A 17,915-nucleotide genomic window follows, 5' to 3' on the forward strand; every position below is an offset into this window, starting at 1 on the left:
ACTTATTGTTGATGTGACAGTTACGGTGCCGGAAAGACTTCCGGACCGTCAGTTATCGAATCGCCGAGATTCTTTTGCGGTATGCCGAGCCAGGATGGTTATCCGGAAGGTACGCGGATCCTGACGGGAAAATCCTCTGGCGCAACGTTTCTCCAGAATCCGAACCGACCAGACCCCGGCGCCGCAGCTCCGGCACAAGGTACTCGGCGACATCGGCGAAGCTGCCGGGCGTGACGTGGTAGGCCACGTTGAACCCATCGATGCCGGTGCGATCGGCATAGTCCGCAAGGCCGTCTGCAACGGTGCCCGGATCCCCCACAAACAGCGGACCGCCGAAGCCGCCGAGCTTTCCGACATAGTCGCGCAACGTGATTTGCTGACGTAGTGCGGGATTATCCGGGTCGTTGACGGTGGACAGGATCGAGCGACACGCATCGGTGTCGAACTCCTCGATCGGCCGGTCGACACCATAGGTCGACCAGTCCACCCCGGTCAGTGCGGACAACAGCACCAGCCCGCCCTCGAGATCGGTGTAGCGCGACAGCTCGTCAGCCTTGGCCTGCGCGGCCCGTGCCGTGCTGTCGACGACGATCTCGACCGACGTCAGCAACCGCACCGAGTCCGGCGCACGCCCGTGTTCGACCGCCCGGCGCCGGACGTCATCGACACGCGACCGGACGACATCGGGCCGAGGGTCCGACAGGAACACCAACTCGGCGTTGCGGGCGGCGAATTCGCGTCCCGCCGTCGACGAGCCGGCCTGGAAGAGCACCGGCGTGCGCTGCGGTGAGGGCTCGACGAGATGTGCTCCCGGGACGCTGAAGTAGCGGCCCTCGTGCTCGATCGGATGAACCTTGTCGGGGTCGGTGAACACACCGCGCGCGGCATCGCGCACCACCGCTCCGTCCTCCCACGATCCCTCCCACAGCTTGTAGGTGACGTCCAGGAACTCCTGGGCGATGGCATAGCGCTCGTCGTGCGGAATCTGACGCTCGCGGCCGAGGATGTTGCGCGCGGCGCTGTCGAGCAGCGAGGTGACGACGTTCCAGCCGATGCGCCCGCCGGTGAGGTGATCGAGCGTACTGAACTTGCGGGCCAGCAGGTACGGACTCTCATAGGTCGTGGAGACCGTGATGCCAAACCCGAGGCGGGTGGTCGCCGCGGCCATCGCGGAAACCGCGAGCAGCGGATCGGTGACGGGGGTCTGCACCCCGTGGGCCAGCGCGGCCCGCGCACTGCCACCGAACACGTCGAGCTGGCCGACGGCGTCGGCGACGAAGAGCAGATCGAAGCCCCCGGTGTCCAGCAGCCGGGCCAGATCCACCCAGTAGTTCAGGTCGGTGTAGTGCGCGGTGCGATCCGCCGGATGGCGCCACAGGCCAAAGTTTCCGTGCGACACCGTCGACATGGTGAAGGCCGACAACACGAACGGTGCGCGGCTCATGCCGACCTCACCCGGCGCTGAGGTACCGGCAGACCCAGGTGATCACGCAGGGTCGTCCCGCTGTACTCGTGGCGGAACAGTCCACGCTTGCGCAACACCGGCACCACCTGTTCGACGAAATCGGCCAACTGTCCTGGCAATCCGGAATCGGCGAGCACGAAGCCGTCGGCCGCCCGGCCGACGAACCACGCCTCGATCTCGTCGGCGATCTGCTCGGGGGTGCCGGCCACCCGGGCGCCCCACCCGTTGATCGTGCGATACAGGAACTCCCGAACCGATGCAGAGTCGGCGGCCAGTGCCCGATATCCGGCCAGGGCCGTCTGGTGGGTCTCGGTGCTGGCGGGGAACGCGGAGTCGGGAACCGGCCCGTCCAGATCGGCACAGGTGACGTCGACGTCCACTTCGAGCAGCCAGCCCGCCTGGTATTCGGGACTGAAGTAGTCGAACTCCGCCTGCTGCAACCGCCGAACCTCGTCCTCTGTCGAGCCGACGAGGACCCGCAGCGACGGGGTGACGAGCGGCGCCTGGGCGCGACCCTGCCGACGGGCCTCGGCCTGGATCTGCCGGTAGAACTCCTGGCCGCGGGAGATGGTGCCCTGCCCGGTGAAGATCACCTCGGCATGCCGGGCGGCGAACTGACGCCCCCGCGGCGACGAGCCCGCCTGGAAGATGACCGGCTGACCCTGCTCCGAGCGCGCCGCACCCAGCGGGCCACCGACTTGGAAGTGCCGACCGCGGTGATTGGCTACCTGGATTGCGTTGACGTCGTTGAAGATTCCGCTCCGGCGATCTTCGACGATCGTCTCCTCACCCCAGCCGTCCCACAGTTTCTTGACGACCTCGATCGCCTCGTCGGCGATGTCGTAGCGCTCGTCGTGATCCACCACCCCGCGGTCACTGAAGTTGTCTGCCGCGGCGCGGGCGAAGCTGGTGACCAGGTTCCATCCGGCCCGGCCGCCGCTGAGGTGATCCAGTGAGAGCAACTGGCGGGCAAGGTGATACGGGTGGGCGAGAGTAGCCGATCCGGTCACCACCAGGCCGATGCGCTCGGTCACCGACGACAGTGCCGCGGTGGCCGTCAATGGTTCGAAGTCCTCAGTTGTCTTGTAGGCCCAGGTCGCCGGCGGGCCGAAGTTCAGGCCGTCGGGGAAGAAGAGAGCGTCGAAAGTACCCTTCTCCGCGGTGCGAGCACGTTCGATCAGGCCGCGACGGACCGCCGCCGTGCTGTTGTCGATATCAGGATGGCGCCACGGGCCCGCGGAGCGGGTGCTACCGAAAGCCAGCAGGTGCACTTCTCTGGACACCTTGGCAGGTTAGAACCCCTTGGTGCGCAGGCGCATCGGTTAAACCCGCCACGAACTGAACTGTCCGGCAACCACGCGGCTACTTCTTCTTGGCGGCGTTCTGCAGCATCGTGGTGACAATGCTCTTGGCCTCGTCGCCGATCGAGTCGCTGCACGCCCAGGCCTCCACGATCAGATTGGCGCCGGCGGCCATCGCGTGCTGGCAACCCCATCCCCCGGCGTCCTGCTGTTCGGCGCTCTGCGTCAGGACATCGCCACCGGTGTCGGCCGGACCGATGTCCCATGTCGAGTGGACCTCGTCATGGTCGATGTCGATCGAGGTGTTCTCACACGTGCTCCAGGTCGAGCGTGACTGCTCCAGGAACGTCTGCGCTTTGTCCGAGTTCGGGTAGAGCACGGCGATCTGCTCCACCCAGTGTTCGTTGTCACCGGTGGGCTCCTGCAGGACCTCGTCGCGCACCGCGGTCCAGTCGCTGCCCTTGTAGACCAGCTCCTCGGCACCGTAGATGGCCCCCAGGCAGTCCAGATCGGATACCGCGTCGGAGTTGTCGCTCATCTCCTCGGTGGACCCGCCGCCGCGGATGCCCGTGGCACCCATGATGCCGTTGATCTCCCCGTCGCTGAGCAGGACCCGGCCCAGGTCGGACTCCTTCAACTCGGGCAGGTTGGCCGGGGACACCCCGCCGCCTTGCGCCCGTATCGCGGTTCCCTGCACCGTCGAGGCGCATCCGGACAGCAGGGCACCGATGACAAGAGCGGTACACACCGCGGGAACGGGGCGGATCACACCGGCCATTGTCCCCCGGCCGGAGGTTTCCTGTGCGCCTTCCGGGGCGATCCGCGATCAACGAGGACGAACGATGTTTCCCGCGGTCAGTCCGGCGATGTCCGCCGCGCGGTCCCGCGGCGTCTGCTGCGCGGCTCCACCGGCAGTGACTGCGACGTCGACGTCGACGATGCAGTCGGCGGCCACTTCGATCGCCCGTTCCGTGGGGAATTCGGCATCGCCCTGATTGTCGGAGTTGACGATGGTCGCCGTCAGCACGTTGGCGTTCACCCGGACACCGGTGATCTTCTCGTAGAGTTCGGTGCCGTCGGCGTCGCGCAGGAACGTGGTGACCGTCGTGCCCTCGCAGGACTTCCAGCGGGTCACGAAATCGGCGAACATCCGCTGCGCCTCGGCGTCCGAACGGAACCGCACCACCCCGGCATTGACGCTGGAAACCGCCTGCCCGGCGCCGTAGTTGGAGAACGCCTGCCAGGCCGCGCCCACGACATCGCCTTTCTCGTAGACGATGCGCATGAACGGCGAGACCGGCCCCAGGCAGTCGATCGGCCGGGCCGTGTCGTTGTCGCGAATTCCGTTGGGCAGGATATCGATGCCGCCCCGCTGGGGTGCAGAACCGTTGTCGTCCAACGGATTTCCGGCAATCTGGCTGACCTCGGCAGTGCTGGGCAGCACCGCGGCGAGGTCGCGCGCTGCCGTGCCGGGCGCCTGGCGCACCGCGCTGCCGCCGACGGTGGCTGTGCAGCCTGCCAGGACGGCGATGCCGAGAACGGCACCAAGTATCGATCGCCCCCGAACGACACGAGTGTCGTGAGTGATGTGCCCTACTTCCTGGCCTTGTCGGCCGACTTGTCACCGGCGGCGTCGCTCGACAGCGCCGCGACGAACGCCTCCTGCGGAACCTCGACCCGGCCGATGGTCTTCATCCGCTTCTTGCCCTCTTTCTGCTTCTCCAGCAGCTTGCGCTTACGGGTGATGTCACCGCCGTAGCACTTGGCGAGCACATCTTTGCGAATGGCCCGGATGTTCTCGCGGGCAATGATTTTCGCGCCGATGGCGGCCTGCACGGGAACCTCGAACTGCTGGCGCGGAATGAGTTCCTTGAGCTTGGTGGTCATCTTGTTGCCGTAGGCCTGCGCCGAGTCCCTGTGCACGATCGCGCTGAATGCGTCGACCGCCTCACCCTGCAACAAGATGTCGACCTTGACCAGCGCGGCCTCCTGCTCGCCGGCTTCCTCGTAGTCCAGGCTGGCGTAGCCGCGGGTGCGCGACTTCAGCGAGTCGAAGAAGTCGAAGATGATCTCGCCCAGCGGCATCGTGTAGCGCAGCTCGACGCGCTCCGGCGACAGGTAGTCCATGCCACCGAGTTCGCCGCGCCGGGACTGGCACAGCTCCATGATGGTGCCGATGAACTCACTCGGCGCGATCACCGTGGTCTTGACCACCGGCTCGTAGACCTCGCGGACCTTGCCCTCCGGCCAGTCCGACGGGTTGGTGACGATCTTCTCGGTGCCGTCGTCCTGGACGACCCGGTAGACCACGTTGGGCGAGGTGGAGATCAGGTCCAGGTCGAACTCACGCTCGAGACGTTCGCGGGTGATCTCCATGTGCAACAGGCCCAGGAAACCGCAGCGGAAGCCGAAGCCGAGCGCCACCGACGTCTCGGGCTCCCACACCAACGCGGCGTCGTTGAGCTGCAACCGCTCCAGGGCGTCACGCAGGTTCGGGTAGTCCGAGCCGTCGACCGGGTAGAGGCCCGAGTAGACCATCGGCCGCGGCTCGCGGTATCCGGTGAGCGCCTCGGTGGCGCCGTGGCGGGCCGAGGTCACGGTGTCGCCGACCTTCGACTGCCGGACGTCCTTGACCCCGGTGATCAGGTAACCCACCTCGCCGACGCCGAGGCCGTCGGTGGGCTTGGGCTCCGGAGAGACGATGCCCACCTCGAGCAGTTCGTGGGTGGCGCCGGTGGACATCATCTTGATCTTTTCGCGCGGGCTCAGCTTGCCGTCGACCACGCGCACGTAGGTGACCACGCCGCGGTAGATGTCGTAGACCGAGTCGAAGATCATCGCCCGGGCGGGGGCGTCGGCGTCGCCGGTCGGGGCGGGAATCAACCGGACCACTTCATCGAGCAGTTCGCGGACGCCCTCCCCGGTCTTGCCCGACACCCGCAGAACGTCACCGGGTTCGCAGCCGATGATGTGCGCGATCTCACCGGCGTAGCGGTCCGGGTCGGCAGCGGGCAGGTCGATCTTGTTCAGCACGGGGATGATGGTCAGGTCGCGGTCGAGTGCCAGGTACAGGTTGGCCAGGGTCTGGGCCTCGATGCCCTGGGCGGCGTCGACCAGCAGGACCGCGCCCTCGCAGGCCTCCAGCGCGCGCGACACCTCGTAGGTGAAGTCGACGTGGCCCGGGGTGTCGATCAGGTGCAGCACGTAGTCGGTGTCACCGACCTTCCAGGGCAGCCGCACGTTCTGGGCCTTGATGGTGATGCCACGCTCGCGCTCGATGTCCATCCGGTCCAAGTACTGGGCGCGCATGTCCCGGTCAGCAACGACGCCGGTGATGCCCAGCATCCGGTCGGCCAGCGTCGACTTGCCGTGATCGATGTGGGCGATGATGCAGAAGTTTCGAATCTGTGCCGGCGCGGTGAACGTCTTGTCGGCGAAACTGCTGATGGGAATCTCCTGGTCGGGCGGTGTTCGGAGGGCCGTTGGGCAGCTCAAGAGTATCGACACCGGCGCCGTCGAGCACAATCGCGCTCCATCCTCCTCGCCTATGCTGTCGAGAATGGCGTCGCAGTGGAAGACGTTGCAGCGGATTCTGATCGGCACTGAGCACCTCGTGTTCAACGAGGCCCCGAAGCTCATCCGTCAGCTGCAGGGTCCACAGGGGGTGCAGCGGACCATCCAACAGGGCCTCAAGATGGGTCTCGATGTATTGCTCGCGACCGCTCTGGCTCCCGAGCCGCCCGCCGCGATCACTGCGGGCCGCCCGGTGACCAACAACAGCGTCCCGACCGGCCACCGCGCCCGCAAGGTGGCCTATGCCCCCGACCTCGACGGACGTGCCGACCCGGGCGAGATCGTGTGGACCTGGGTGGTGTACGAGGACGACCCCACCCGCGGCAAGGACCGACCGGTTCTCGTAGTCGGCCGCGACCGCCAAATCCTGCTGGGGCTGATGTTGTCCAGCCAGCATCACGGCGAGGACCCGAACTGGATCGGGATCGGTGCCGGCAGCTGGGACTACGAAGGCCGGCCCAGTTGGGTGCGGCTGGACCGGGTGCTCGACGTTCCCGAGGAGGGCATCCGGCGCGAAGGTGCGATCGTCGACGAGGTGACCTTCGAACTTGTCGCCACCCGGCTGCGCGCCCAGTACTCCTGGAGCTGAGCGCTCACACCGCTGCGGCAGCCCGTTCGGCGTCCCGCACCACGGGCAGCACGCCGCTGCCGACATGGGCGATCTCGTCGATCTGGGGATAGCCGGACAGCACGAATTCGCTGATGCCCAGGCGGGCGTACTCCTCGAACAGTGCCGCGACGTCGGCGTAACTGCCCACCGCGGCGGTACCCGCGCCGTCGCGCACCAGACCCGGTCCGGCCCACAACCCGGGGTGCACCTCAAGGCTGCGCGCATCGACAAGCTGCCCGTTGGTCAGGGCGGCCATGCGGCGCTGACCTTCCGACCCCGAGTGCAGGAAGCGCTGATGAGCGGCGCGCACCTGCTCGGCGGTCAGGTCGGCCAGCAGCTCCTCGGCCCGGGTCCAGGCTTCGTCGCGGCTCGGCCGGGCGACGGTGTGCACCCGCAGGCCGTAGCGCAGAGTGCGACCCCGCCGGGCGGCGGCGGTACGGACCTGATCGATCTTCTCGGCGACCTGGTCGGGTGTCTCACCCCAGGTGAGGTAGACGTCGGCATGCTCGGCAGCCACCTCGATGGCCTCCGGTGACGAGCCGCCGAAATAGATGGCCGGCTCCACGGGGACCGGGTAGGCGACCCGGGCCTTCTCCACCTGATAGAACTCGCCGCGAAAGGAGAACTCGCCACCGCGCCAGACGCCGCGCAGGATCGACAAGAACTCCCCGGTCCGCCGGTAACGGGCCGCCTTGTCCAGATGATCGCCGTAGCGGCGCATCTCGAGGTCTTCCCCACCGGTGACGATGTTGAGTGCCAGCCGGTTGCCGGTGAACCGCTGGTAGGTGCTGACCTCCTGGGCGGCCAGGGTCGGCGAGAGCACCCCGGGCCGGAACGCCACCAGAAATTTCAGCTTCTCGCTGTGCTGTGCCAGCGCCGCGGTGGCGAGCCAGGAGTCCTCGCATGCCGAACCGGTGGGAGTCAGCGCGGCCTCGAAGCCGAACTGTTCGGCGGTGCGGACCAGCTTGGTGAGGTTCTCCAGCGTCGGCAGCAGATGGGACTGGGCCCGCAGGTGAAAGTCGGTTTGGTTGTCGGCAATGGTGGTCGTGTCGCCGTGGGTCGGCAGATACCAGTGAAACTTCAGCTGGCCAGTCACACCCACATCAGATGAACGTTCATCAATTCCTTTGCGCTCCAGCATCTTCGAGTGACAGCAACCCCACCCCTCAGTATCTGAGGAACCCGTGTGGCCAGGCCATCTTTCAAACCAGCGTGATTGCATGTGCCCGGCCAGTTTCGATCACAACGATCCGTTGCCTGTCCTGCCCGGACGGCCGCCCATACGGTGAGTTCATTCCCGAGGCGCATGACAGTGCTGTCGCACGCCCACCTCTTGAGATTCTCATCCAGCCCAGAGAGCTGCCGTGATCGAGATCGAAAACCTCACCAAGCGGTTCGGCGACCGGACCGTGCTCGACGACATCTCCCTGTCGGTCGGCAAGGGTGAAATTCTGGCCGTGGTCGGCCCCAGCGGAGCCGGGAAGAGCACCCTGTCGCGATGTGTGAGCTTCCTGGAGAAGCCCAGCAGCGGCACCGTACGAGTGGACGGTAAGGACTTCACCCGACTCGACGGCGAGGAACTGCTCGCGGCCCGCCGCGGCGTCGGCGTGATCTTCCAGACCGCACCGCTGCTTCGCCGCCGTACCGTCGCCCAGAACGTCGCGTTGCCCCTTGAATACCTCGGGGCCACTTCGGCTTCCACCGACAAGCGCGTCGCAGAGCTACTCGACCGCGTCGGCCTGTCCGACCGCAGTGACTATCTCCCGGCTCAGTTGTCGGGTGGCCAGAAGCAACGCGTCGGGATCGCCCGTGCGCTGGCCCTCGGGCCGTCGAATCTGTTGTCCGACGAGGCGACGTCCGGGCTGGACCCGGCGACCACGAAGTCGATCCTGGCGCTGCTGAGCCACCTTCGCGACGAGTACGGCCTGTCGATCATCCTTATCACGCACGAGATGGAGGTGGTCCGGGAGATCGCCGACTCGGTGGCCCGCATCGACGGCGGCCGGATCATCGAGAGCGGCCGGGTCGAGGACATCATCCTGGATCCCGCCTCTGCGCTGGCTCACGAACTGCTCCCGGACCGGCCCAGCGTCGCACTGGACGGTCCCGGCGACATCTGGGAGGTGTCCTACGCCTCCCGCAACGTGCCACTGGATTGGCTCACCTCCATCTCGACGATCCCGGGCATCGCCGCAACCCAGGTGAACGTGCTGTCGGCCAGTGTCGAGGCGATCCGCGGGGTCGCCGTCGGCCGCGCTGTCCTGGCACTCTCCCCCGTCACGCCGCCCGGGTTCGCCGAGCACCTGACTCGCCATGGCCTGCATGTCCGTGCGACGACGGCCGAGGCGGGAGGACGGGCGGCGTGAGTCACCTGGACTACTTGGCGCAGAAGGACTTCAGCACGCCCTGGGACAAGGTGCCCGACCTGTTGCTGCCCGCCTACGGGCAGACCTGGCTGATGGTCGGGATCACCATGGTGCTCGTCATCCTGATCGGCATTCCGCTCGGCATCACGTTGCACAACACCTCCGACTTCGGGCTCTTTCCCGACCCGAAGGTATTCGGCGTGCTCAACACCATCGTCAACATCGGCCGCTCCCTGCCCTTCCTGATCCTGATGGCCGCGATCATCCCGGTGACCCGCTTCCTGGTCGGAACCACGATCGGCATACCGGCAGCCATCGTGCCGATGACGACGGCAGGGGTGCCGTTCTTCGCCCGGCTCGTCCAGAACGCGCTGCGGGACGTCCGATCCGACGTCACCGACATGGGCAAGGTGTCGGGCGGCAACCAACTGCAGGTCATCCGCACCGTCCAGCTGTCAGAAGCACTTCCGGCACTGGCCGGTGCGCTGACGGTCAACACGATCGCCATGATCGACTACTCCGCGATCGCCGGGTCGATCGGCGCGGGCGGCATCGGAAACTTGGCAATCACCTACGGCTACAACCGTTTCGACCACAACATCATGATCGCCACCGCGGTCTCCTTGATCGTGACCATCCAAGCGGTCCAGTTCGTCGGCGACCGCGTCGTCAAAGCCCTCACCCGTTGAAAGGAACCTCGTGACCGAACAGATCGGCTCTCCGGTCGGCAACAACGTCGACATCGAGATCAAGAAGAAGAAGCGCTGGCCGTGGATCGCCCTGGCCGCCGCAATCGTGGTGGCTGTCGCGGGAGGTGTGACCTACGCGAAGTTCTCCCACCGCGACAAGCCGTTCGGGACGACGTTGCCGGTGGCCACCTGGAGCACCGACATCGCCGCCGAACAACTGCTGCGGTACATCGCCACCAATATCGCTCCGTCGCATGGGATCACGATCGAACCGGTCAAGATCGACAACCTCATCGAGATCAACCGCGCGGTGGACGCCGGCACGGTCGCCGGCAACTTCTTCGAGCATCAGCCGTTCCTCAACGACGCCATCGCCGCCAACGGATTCAAGCTGACGCTGGCCGCCCCCACCTTCACCTGGGACCAGGCCACGTATTCCGACAAGTACCGCAGCTGGGATCAGGTGCCCAACGGGGCCAAGATCGCGCTGCGCGACGACCCCGCCGGACAGGCCATCGCACTACTGGACCTCGCGTACGACAAGCAGATCACGCTCAAGCCGGGCAAAGACACTGTCGCCGGATTGCCGCAGTTGTCCGATATCGCGACCAACCCGAAGAACTACCAATTCATCCAGGTTCCGATCGGCCAGTTGGCCCGAAGCCTGGCCGATGTCGACGCCGTCGTCGTGCACATCTCCGACGTGTACGCCGCCGGTCTGACCGAAAGCCAGATCCTGGCCCGCGAACCCGCACCCAAGGGCAGCGAGGGCGGCCTGGTGGTCAGCGACAAGCACCTGAACGATCCCAACGTGCAGAAGCTCATCGCGACCTTCAAGGACCCAGAGATCGCAGAGTTCCTGCAGACCACCGACAACCGGCTGATCCGGGACACCCTGGGCCCGGTTACCGAGACTGCGCCGCAATGACGAAGCGTCCCCTGTATTTCTCGGCGTTCGTGATGAATACCGCATCCCATGTGCTGCATGGACTTTGGCGCTCGCCGGAGGCCGAGAACCACAAGTTCAACTCGCTGCGGCACTGGACCTCGCTGGCGACCCAGGTCGACAAGGCGGGCTATGACCTGTTGTTCTTCGCCGACGTATTCGGACTGCGGGCACCGTGGAACGGCAACTGGCGCAAGTCGGTCGAAGGCGGAATTCAGATTCCGGTCAACGATCCCTCGGTGCTGGCCTCGGCACTCGCCGCTGCCACCGACAACCTGGGCATCGTGTTCACCAGTTCGATCATCCAGGACCACCCGTTCAACTTCGCCCGCCGGATGTCTTCGCTAGACCACTACACGGGCGGGCGGCTCGGGTGGAACATCGTGACGAGCTTCAACGACAACATGTTTCGCAGCTTCGGCCACGAAGGCACACTCCAACACGACCAGCGCTACGAATGGGCCTACGAGTACGTCGACGTCACGTACAAGTTGTGGGAGGGCTCCTGGGACGACGACGGTCTGGTTCAGGACAAAGAGCGCGGTGTCCATTCCGACCCCTCGAAGATCCACAAGATCAACCACGTCGGCAATCGCTACCAGGTTGAGGGCCCGCACTTCGTCTCGCCGTCACCTCAGCGCACCCCGGTGCTGTTCCAGGCCGGTTCGTCGCCGGCCGGTCAGCTCTTCTCGGCCCGAAACGCCGAAGGGGTGTACATCAGCAGCCCCACCCCCGAAGCCGCGTACGGGCTGACCAGCGAAACCCGGGCACTTGCGGCCCAGAACGGCCGCGATCCCTCGGACATCACCTTCGCCCAGGGGCTGTCATTCGTGATCGGTGACAGCCATGCCGACGCGGTTCGACGAAACGACGAGATCAAGCGCTACCTCGATCTGGAGGGTGTGGCGCTGCACGCCCTCGGCGATGCCGGAATCGACGCCGGCAGGCTCCCACTGGACACCCCGATCAGCGAGCTCGGCGAGTTCACCGGCATCAAGAGCTTCATCCGCTGGGCATCGGAGATCTCCGGCAATGACGCGCCGACCATCCGCGATATGGCCTGGGCGCTCGAAGGAGCCAACCGGGTCGTCGGCACGGCCGAGGAGATCGCCGACTACCTCGAGGAATGGCGGGAGGCCGGCGTGGACGGGATCAACGTCTACCACGCCACCGTGCCGGGCTCTTTTCAGGAGATCGCCGACCGGCTCTTCCCGGTTCTGCGGGAGCGTGGACTGATCGCCACCGACAAGTCCGGAACGTTGCGCCACAAACTCCTGGGTCGCGGCGACCGGCTGCCCGACACCCACCCGGCCGCGGCCTACCGCGGGGCGTTCGCGGGCAACGACCTGCTCAACGGTGTGGGCGAGGGTGTGGACGAGCAAGCCCGGGCAGCGGGCTAACCGCCTTGGGTGATGTAGGCCTGCAGTTGCTCGTGCTCGGCCTGCAGTTCCTCCATCCGGTTCTTCACCACGTCGCCGATGCTGACGATGCCAACGAGGCGACCGTCGTGCAGGACTGGGACGTGCCGCACCCGGTTGTTGGTCATCAGGGCGCTCAGATCGTCGATGTGGTCTTCGGGCGTGCAGGTCACCAGCACGCTGCTCATGATGTCGCCGACCCGGCGGTGCAACAGGTCGGGTCCGTGCTCGAGCAGGGTGCGCACCACATCACGTTCCGAGACGATGCCCAGCACTCCGTCGGGGCCGACGACCACCATGGCGCCGATGTTGTGGGCGGCCAGTTCGGTCAGCAGGCCCTTGACTGTGGTCGTCTCGGTGACAGTCGCCACCGCCGAGCCTTTGCTCCGCAAGATGTCCGCGATGCGCATCGTCACTCCTTTGTGATCGACCTCACACCAGGTTAGGGCGTAGCCGGGCGCAGCGGATGCAAACCGCACGTGTTGGGTAGTGATCGAGACGACTACCAGGAGGCTTGACGATGGGCGCACTTCCCGCGACGCAGCTGGGCGATGGTTTGACGGTCAGCGCGATCGGCTTCGGCGCGATGGCGCTGACCCCGGTCTACGGCGAGGTGGACGACACCGAGTCGCTGGCGACGCTGCACCACTGCGTCGACGTCGGTGTCAGCTTCATCGACACCGCCAACGTCTACGGCCTGGGCGCCAACGAGCAGCTGATCGGGCGACTGCTCGCTGATCGCCGTGAGGAGGTCACGCTGGCCACGAAATTCGGCATCGGCGGCGATCCCACCACCGGCACGCTGCGCGCCTTCGGTGGCGCCGACTACGTGCGGCAGTGCCTCGAAGACAGTCTTACGCGTCTGGGCACCGATGTGGTCGACCTGTACTACATGCACCGCCGTGACCTCTCGGTGCCGATCGAGGAGACCGTGGGTGCGATGGCCGAATTGGTCAGCGCGGGCAAGGTGCGCCACCTCGGCCTGTCGGAGGTCACCGCCGACGAACTGCGCGCCGCCGTCGCGGTGCACCCGATCGCCGCGGTTCAGAGTGAGTGGTCGCTGTGGAGTCGCGACGTGGAACGCAATGTCGTACCGGCGGCCGTGGAACTCGGCGTGGGGTTCGTGCCGTACTCACCGCTGGGGCGCGGCTTCCTGGCCGGTGCGATCCGATCAACGGGCGACTTCTCCTCCGAGTGGGACTTCCGCCGTACCATGCCGCGCTTCGCCGAAGGCGCTCTGGACGCCAACCTTGCTGTGGTGCAAGCGGTTTCCGCGGTTGCCGAGGAACTCGGCGGCACGCCTGCGCAGGTGGCGCTGGCCTGGCTTCGGCAGCGTGCCCGGACACTCGGTGTGGCGTCGGTGCCGATTCCGGGAACCCGGCGGGCCGCTCGGGTCGACGAGAACGCGGCCTCGCTGTCGGTCGAGCTGACCGGTGAGCACCTGGCAGCACTGGATACGGCCGCCGCCGCTGTCACCGGTGACCGGTTCACCGACCTCACCTGGGTGTCGGCCGGCCGGGAATGATGATGCGGCTCAGGACTCCTGGCGAGCCCGGAGCGCCATCGCGGCATCGTCGAACTGTGCGGCCTGACTGCTGATTCGCGCGATCTCACTCGGGCGCTTCAGCAGGCCGCGCACGGCGATGACGGCGACCTGCTCGGCGACCCTGATCGCCTCGGCCCCCCGGTCACCCACGTCGGTGTGCAGCCGGGTGCGTTTCTGCGCTCCCTCGTCGAAGTTCAACAGCAGACCCGCAGTCTCCTGCTGATCGCAGTCGATGAACTTGCCTTCGGCGATGCCGGCGCCGATCAGGTCGGCAACCCAGTTCTTCAGTCGCTCGTAATCCGTCCAGAACTGGTGGAACTCGGTGCGCTGGTTGTGGGCGATGCGCTGGATCTCGTTGAAGTCGATCGGCGACAACGCCAGCTGCAGGGTGTCGAACCGCAGCAACCGGTACAACTTCACCGCCGGCGAGCCCGAACCGGCGCCCACCTCGGAGATGAACTTCAGCGGCGCCCGGTTCACCAGCAGTGTCTCGCCCAGCAGCTGTTCCTTGTTGCGAAACCAGTAGTACAGCGAGGACTGCTGTAGGCCCGCGGCCCTCGCGATGTCGCTCATCGTGGTTTGGGCGTAGCCCTTTTCGGAGAACAGCCGTGTCGCAGCGTTGACGATGCCGACCCGCGGCGAGGCCGCACTCACCGATTCGGCATCGTTGCGGGGTCGCCCGATGGAACGGACCTGCGACCCGCTCTCCGATGTCGGCACACGGCGAATTGTAAGGTCGCCGCTCACCCCAGTGGGGGGACCTCGTCGTGGGCGCGTTCGACGACATCGCGGGCCGCGGCCACCACGTCCCGCCACAGCTGCAGACCGAACGCCTTCGATGCCCGCGACGGGTATCCGGTCACCCCGTTGGTGGACACCTGCTGAACGGGATAGCGGAACACCGAACCGGCGGTGCGATCAGGATCGTCGGCGCCGGCCATCGCGTCGATGTCCACCAACTCCGGGCGCACCGCCAGCATGAGCGAGGTTTCAGCGGCATTGGCATGCCAGTCGACGGCATCCTCGGTGGCGCGGCGGGCGATGTCGGGTGTCAGGTCCCACCACTGCATGACCCCGATGCGCCGGTCCGGATGCAGCCGGCGGAACCGGTCGCAGGACAGCCACAGTGGTGCGGCATTGCCGACGTGCCCGTTGACGAACAGGATGCGCCGAACTCCGGAGTCGACGCACGCCTGTGCGACCCGCACCGCCGCGTCGGCGGTGTCCTCGCCGCTGAAGGCGACGGTGCCGGCCAGCTGGGTTCCGTGAAACATGCTCGCGCCGAACGACAGTGCGGGCAGCACCAGCGCCAGGTCGCCGCCAGCGGCCTCGGCCACTGCGGTGGCCATGATGGTGTCGGTGCCGACCGGTAGATGCGGGCCGTGTTGTTCGGTGGCCCCGACCGGGATCAGGGCCACCGTGTCGGGGTCGGCGACCAGGCGCGCGGCGATCTGGACCGAGTTGAGTTCCTCCCAGCGGTGACTGCCCGCATGGTTGCCGCCATCGGCCATCAGAAGAACCTCAGGTAGCGCTCGGATTCCCACGACGACACGTGGGCGTTGTAGGAGTCCCACTCGGCACGCTTCTCGTCGATGAACGAGGCGAACATCGCCTCACCGAAGACGCTGCGGGCCAACGGGTCCGATTCGAGTGCCTCGATGGCTTCGCCGAGCGAGCGCGGTAACCAGGTGATCCCCCGCTCCTGCAACTCAGTATCGGAAAGCCGATAGAGGTTGTCCCGGTTGGGTTCTCCCGGGTCGAGCCCCTCGCGGATCCCCTCCAATCCGGCGGCCAGCATCAGGGCGGCCCCCAGATATGGATTGTTGGCGCTGTCGGCGGCCCGGCACTCGACTCGGCCACCGCCCTTGGGGATTCGCAGCATGTTGGTGCGGTTGTTGTCTCCGTAGCAGGCGAAGATAGGGGCCCAGGTGAGCCCCGACATGCTGCCCTGTTTGACCAGCCGTTTGTAGCTGTTGACGGTGGGGGCGATCACCGCGCAGATCGCCGGCGCGTGCCGGAGCACACCGGCGAGGAACTGGTAGCCCAGTTCCGAGAGACCACACCCGCGGGGGTCGCCGGCAGCGGCGAACAGGTTGGTGCCTGCGGAGTCGGCCAGTGACATGTTGAAGTGCGCACCACTGCCGGTCCGATCGGCAAACGGCTTGGGCATCCACGATGCGAACAGGCCGTGCTTGCGGGCGATCTCACCGACCATCATCCGGAAGAACACGAAGCGGTCGGACATTGTCACCACATCGGTGTAGGTGAAGTCGGTCTCGAACTGACCGTTGCCGTCCTCATGGTCGAACGAGTACACGTCCCAACCCAATTCGTTCATGGCGCTGACAATCTCGTCGACCACGCCGAAGTTGTGCAACATGGTGCGCAGGTCGTAGCAGGGCTTGTCGAGGGTGTCGTCCGGGCTGGCGGGAGCCGGAACGCCGGAGCTGTCCGACAGCAGGAAGAACTCGGTCTCGATCCCCAGGTTGAAGGTGTAGCCGAGGGACGCGGCGTCGGCGGTGACCCGCTTGAGGATCTGCCTGCTGCACGCCTCGAACGGGGTGTCGCCGATCCACAGATCTCCCGGGAACCAGGCGATCTCGCGGTTGAACGGCATGATGATCGCCCTGCCGAGATCCGGGTGGGGTGCCACCTCGTCGTCGTTGACGTCCTGTGGAACACCGTCGAGTGCGGCGCCGGTGAACATCTCCGATCCGTACGCGGCCTGCTCGAGGTGTGCCAGCGGAACCATCTTCGACTTCGGCTTACCGTGCATGTCAACGAAGCTGATCGCGGCGTACCGAACGCCTGCGGTCGCCAACGCCTCGGCGATCTGGCCGACGTCGGAGTCCCGCGCGTGGCCGTTGAGCGTGGTGGTCATCTGATTCCTTTCAGCGGCCGACGCGAAGCCGGCGGCGGTAGAACTCCGACCGTAGGGGCGATCTATTGCCGGGGTGTTTCCGGTTAGTGAATGACCTATTGAAAGAGCAGGCAATGATCGATGGCGAACAGCATCTTTCCCTGCTCCGATGATTACCGGTGATCAATACAGTATTGAAAAGGTCGTGGTGGCGACCCGCACTGGGTGTCGGCCCGGCGTGAATGACGGTCGCAGGGTAGTAATAACGCCATGATTGACATCACCCTGCTCGGCACCGGAAGCCCCATGGTCGACCCGAATCGGGCGGGACCGTCCACCCTCGTGAAGGCCGGCGAGGCGGTCTTTCTGGTGGACTGTGGCCGCGGCGCGCTGATGCGGGCCGCCGCTGTGGGGGTGGGCGCGGCCAATATCAGCGCTCTGTTGCTGACACACCTGCACAGCGACCACATCACCGACCTGTCCGATGTCATCACCACCCGCTGGGTGACGACGTTCGTCCCGACCCCGCTGCCGATCATCGGCCCGCCGGGCACCAAGGCTGTCGTCGAGGCGACGCTGGCCGCGCTGGCACCCGACATCTCCTACCGCATCGGCCATCACCCCGACATCACCGAGCCGCCGTCGATCCAGGTGCACGAGTACACCGAGGGCCAGGTGTGGGATGCCGACGGCGTGCGGATCACCGTCGCCCCGACCGATCACCGGCCGGTCGAGCCGACGATCGCCTTCCGGGTCGAGCACGACGGCACCTCGGTAGTCCTGGCCGGCGACACCGTACCGTGCGCAACGCTCGACGAATTAGCCAGTGGGGCAGATGCTTTGGTGCACACCGTCATCCGGGCCGATCTCGTCGAGCAGATACCCGTGCAGCGGTTGCGCGACATCCTGGACTACCACTCGTCGGTGGAGCAGGCCGGGGCCACCGCGGAGCGCGCCGGCGTCAAGACCCTGGTGCTCACCCACTACGTGCCGCCGCTGGCGCCCGGTCAGGAAGACCAGTGGCGGGCCAAGGCGGCGACCGAGTTCAGCGGTCGTATCGAACTCGGCGACGACCTGCACCAGGTGTCGATCGGCTGATCTTTTTCTCCCAACCCGGGAACTGCAGCACCCCTGCCCCCGA

At 66.3% G+C, this 17,915-nt stretch carries 17 protein-coding genes; 7 read left to right on the forward strand and 10 right to left on the reverse strand.

Annotated elements, in window-relative coordinates; translation table 11 throughout:
- Nucleotides 1–52: 52 nt before the first annotated feature.
- The 5 genes from OG976_RS03965 to lepA all read right to left on the reverse strand — a co-directional run bounded on the left by OG976_RS03965 (nt 53) and on the right by lepA (nt 6,291).
- On the reverse strand, nt 53–1,444 hold the full coding sequence (locus OG976_RS03965; protein ID WP_328358167.1) for an LLM class flavin-dependent oxidoreductase: 1,392 nt from the start codon (nt 1,442–1,444) through the stop codon (nt 53–55).
- Complete coding sequence (locus OG976_RS03970) at nt 1,441–2,748, reverse strand: NtaA/DmoA family FMN-dependent monooxygenase (RefSeq protein ID WP_328358170.1); 1,308 nt, start codon at nt 2,746–2,748, stop codon at nt 1,441–1,443. Before OG976_RS03970 ends, OG976_RS03965 begins: the two co-directional genes overlap by 4 nt.
- Nucleotides 2,749–2,827: 79 nt before the next feature.
- Nucleotides 2,828–3,544, reverse strand: coding sequence for a sensor domain-containing protein (locus tag OG976_RS03975; protein ID WP_442930424.1), 717 nt, complete (start codon nt 3,542–3,544; stop codon nt 2,828–2,830).
- A gap of 48 nt (nt 3,545–3,592) precedes the next feature.
- Nucleotides 3,593–4,252, reverse strand: a complete 660-nt coding sequence (locus tag OG976_RS03980) for a sensor domain-containing protein (RefSeq protein WP_328358176.1) — start codon at nt 4,250–4,252, stop codon at nt 3,593–3,595.
- A gap of 107 nt (nt 4,253–4,359) precedes the next feature.
- The gene (lepA, locus tag OG976_RS03985; protein ID WP_442930425.1) at nt 4,360–6,291 is read right to left on the reverse strand and encodes a translation elongation factor 4; all 1,932 of its coding nucleotides are present in this window, start codon (nt 6,289–6,291) and stop codon (nt 4,360–4,362) included.
- A 34-nt stretch (nt 6,292–6,325) separates the two neighbouring features.
- Between lepA and OG976_RS03990 the strand changes: the two genes are divergently transcribed.
- Entirely contained in the window at nt 6,326–6,928 is a 603-nt protein-coding gene (locus OG976_RS03990) for a type II toxin-antitoxin system PemK/MazF family toxin (RefSeq protein ID WP_328358180.1), read from the forward strand.
- 4 nt (nt 6,929–6,932) lie between these two features.
- Here the strand turns inward: OG976_RS03990 and OG976_RS03995 are convergent, their stop codons facing one another.
- Entirely contained in the window at nt 6,933–8,045 is a 1,113-nt protein-coding gene (locus OG976_RS03995) for an LLM class flavin-dependent oxidoreductase (protein ID WP_328358182.1), read from the reverse strand.
- 268 nt (nt 8,046–8,313) lie between these two features.
- Between OG976_RS03995 and OG976_RS04000 the strand changes: the two genes are divergently transcribed.
- From OG976_RS04000 to OG976_RS04015, 4 genes are read left to right on the forward strand one after another with little or no spacing between them, the layout of a single operon-like run.
- Nucleotides 8,314–9,315, forward strand: coding sequence for a methionine ABC transporter ATP-binding protein (locus OG976_RS04000; RefSeq protein WP_328358185.1), 1,002 nt, complete (start codon nt 8,314–8,316; stop codon nt 9,313–9,315).
- Nucleotides 9,316–9,320: 5 nt separating this feature from the next.
- Nucleotides 9,321–10,004: a methionine ABC transporter permease gene (locus OG976_RS04005; RefSeq protein WP_328363145.1), complete on the forward strand. Its 684-nt coding sequence runs from the start codon at nt 9,321–9,323 to the stop codon at nt 10,002–10,004.
- 10 nt (nt 10,005–10,014) lie between these two features.
- Entirely contained in the window at nt 10,015–10,932 is a 918-nt protein-coding gene (locus OG976_RS04010) for a MetQ/NlpA family ABC transporter substrate-binding protein (protein WP_328358188.1), read from the forward strand.
- Nucleotides 10,929–12,350, forward strand: a complete 1,422-nt coding sequence (locus tag OG976_RS04015; protein WP_328358191.1) for an NtaA/DmoA family FMN-dependent monooxygenase — start codon at nt 10,929–10,931, stop codon at nt 12,348–12,350. Before OG976_RS04010 ends, OG976_RS04015 begins: the two co-directional genes overlap by 4 nt.
- Here the strand turns inward: OG976_RS04015 and OG976_RS04020 are convergent.
- On the reverse strand, nt 12,347–12,778 hold the full coding sequence (locus tag OG976_RS04020; protein WP_328358194.1) for a CBS domain-containing protein: 432 nt from the start codon (nt 12,776–12,778) through the stop codon (nt 12,347–12,349). The two genes, OG976_RS04015 and OG976_RS04020, sit on opposite strands and share 4 nt — an antisense overlap.
- A 110-nt stretch (nt 12,779–12,888) precedes the next feature.
- Here OG976_RS04020 and OG976_RS04025 point away from each other — a divergent pair, with 110 nt between their 5' ends.
- On the forward strand, nt 12,889–13,893 hold the full coding sequence (locus OG976_RS04025; protein ID WP_328358197.1) for an aldo/keto reductase: 1,005 nt from the start codon (nt 12,889–12,891) through the stop codon (nt 13,891–13,893).
- A gap of 9 nt (nt 13,894–13,902) precedes the next feature.
- On the opposite strand, the gene OG976_RS04030 is transcribed toward OG976_RS04025, so the two are convergent.
- From OG976_RS04030 to glnT, 3 genes are read right to left on the reverse strand one after another with little or no spacing between them, the layout of a single operon-like run.
- Nucleotides 13,903–14,634, reverse strand: a complete 732-nt coding sequence (locus tag OG976_RS04030) for a TetR/AcrR family transcriptional regulator (RefSeq protein WP_328358200.1) — start codon at nt 14,632–14,634, stop codon at nt 13,903–13,905.
- Between the two features lie 23 nt (nt 14,635–14,657).
- Entirely contained in the window at nt 14,658–15,425 is a 768-nt protein-coding gene (locus OG976_RS04035) for a creatininase family protein (RefSeq protein WP_328358203.1), read from the reverse strand.
- Nucleotides 15,425–16,795 (reverse strand): type III glutamate--ammonia ligase, encoded by a 1,371-nt coding sequence (gene glnT / locus OG976_RS04040; protein WP_328358206.1) that lies wholly within the window; start codon nt 16,793–16,795, stop codon nt 15,425–15,427. The genes OG976_RS04035 and glnT overlap by 1 nt, the downstream gene beginning before the upstream one ends.
- Nucleotides 16,796–17,044: 249 nt before the next feature.
- Between glnT and OG976_RS04045 the strand changes: the two genes are divergently transcribed.
- On the forward strand, nt 17,045–17,872 hold the full coding sequence (locus OG976_RS04045; protein WP_328358209.1) for a ribonuclease Z: 828 nt from the start codon (nt 17,045–17,047) through the stop codon (nt 17,870–17,872).
- Nucleotides 17,873–17,915: the final 43 nt, after the last annotated feature.

The sequence above is a fragment of the Mycobacterium sp. NBC_00419 genome, from assembly GCF_036023875.1.
Lineage (GTDB): Bacteria > Actinomycetota > Actinomycetes > Mycobacteriales > Mycobacteriaceae > Mycobacterium.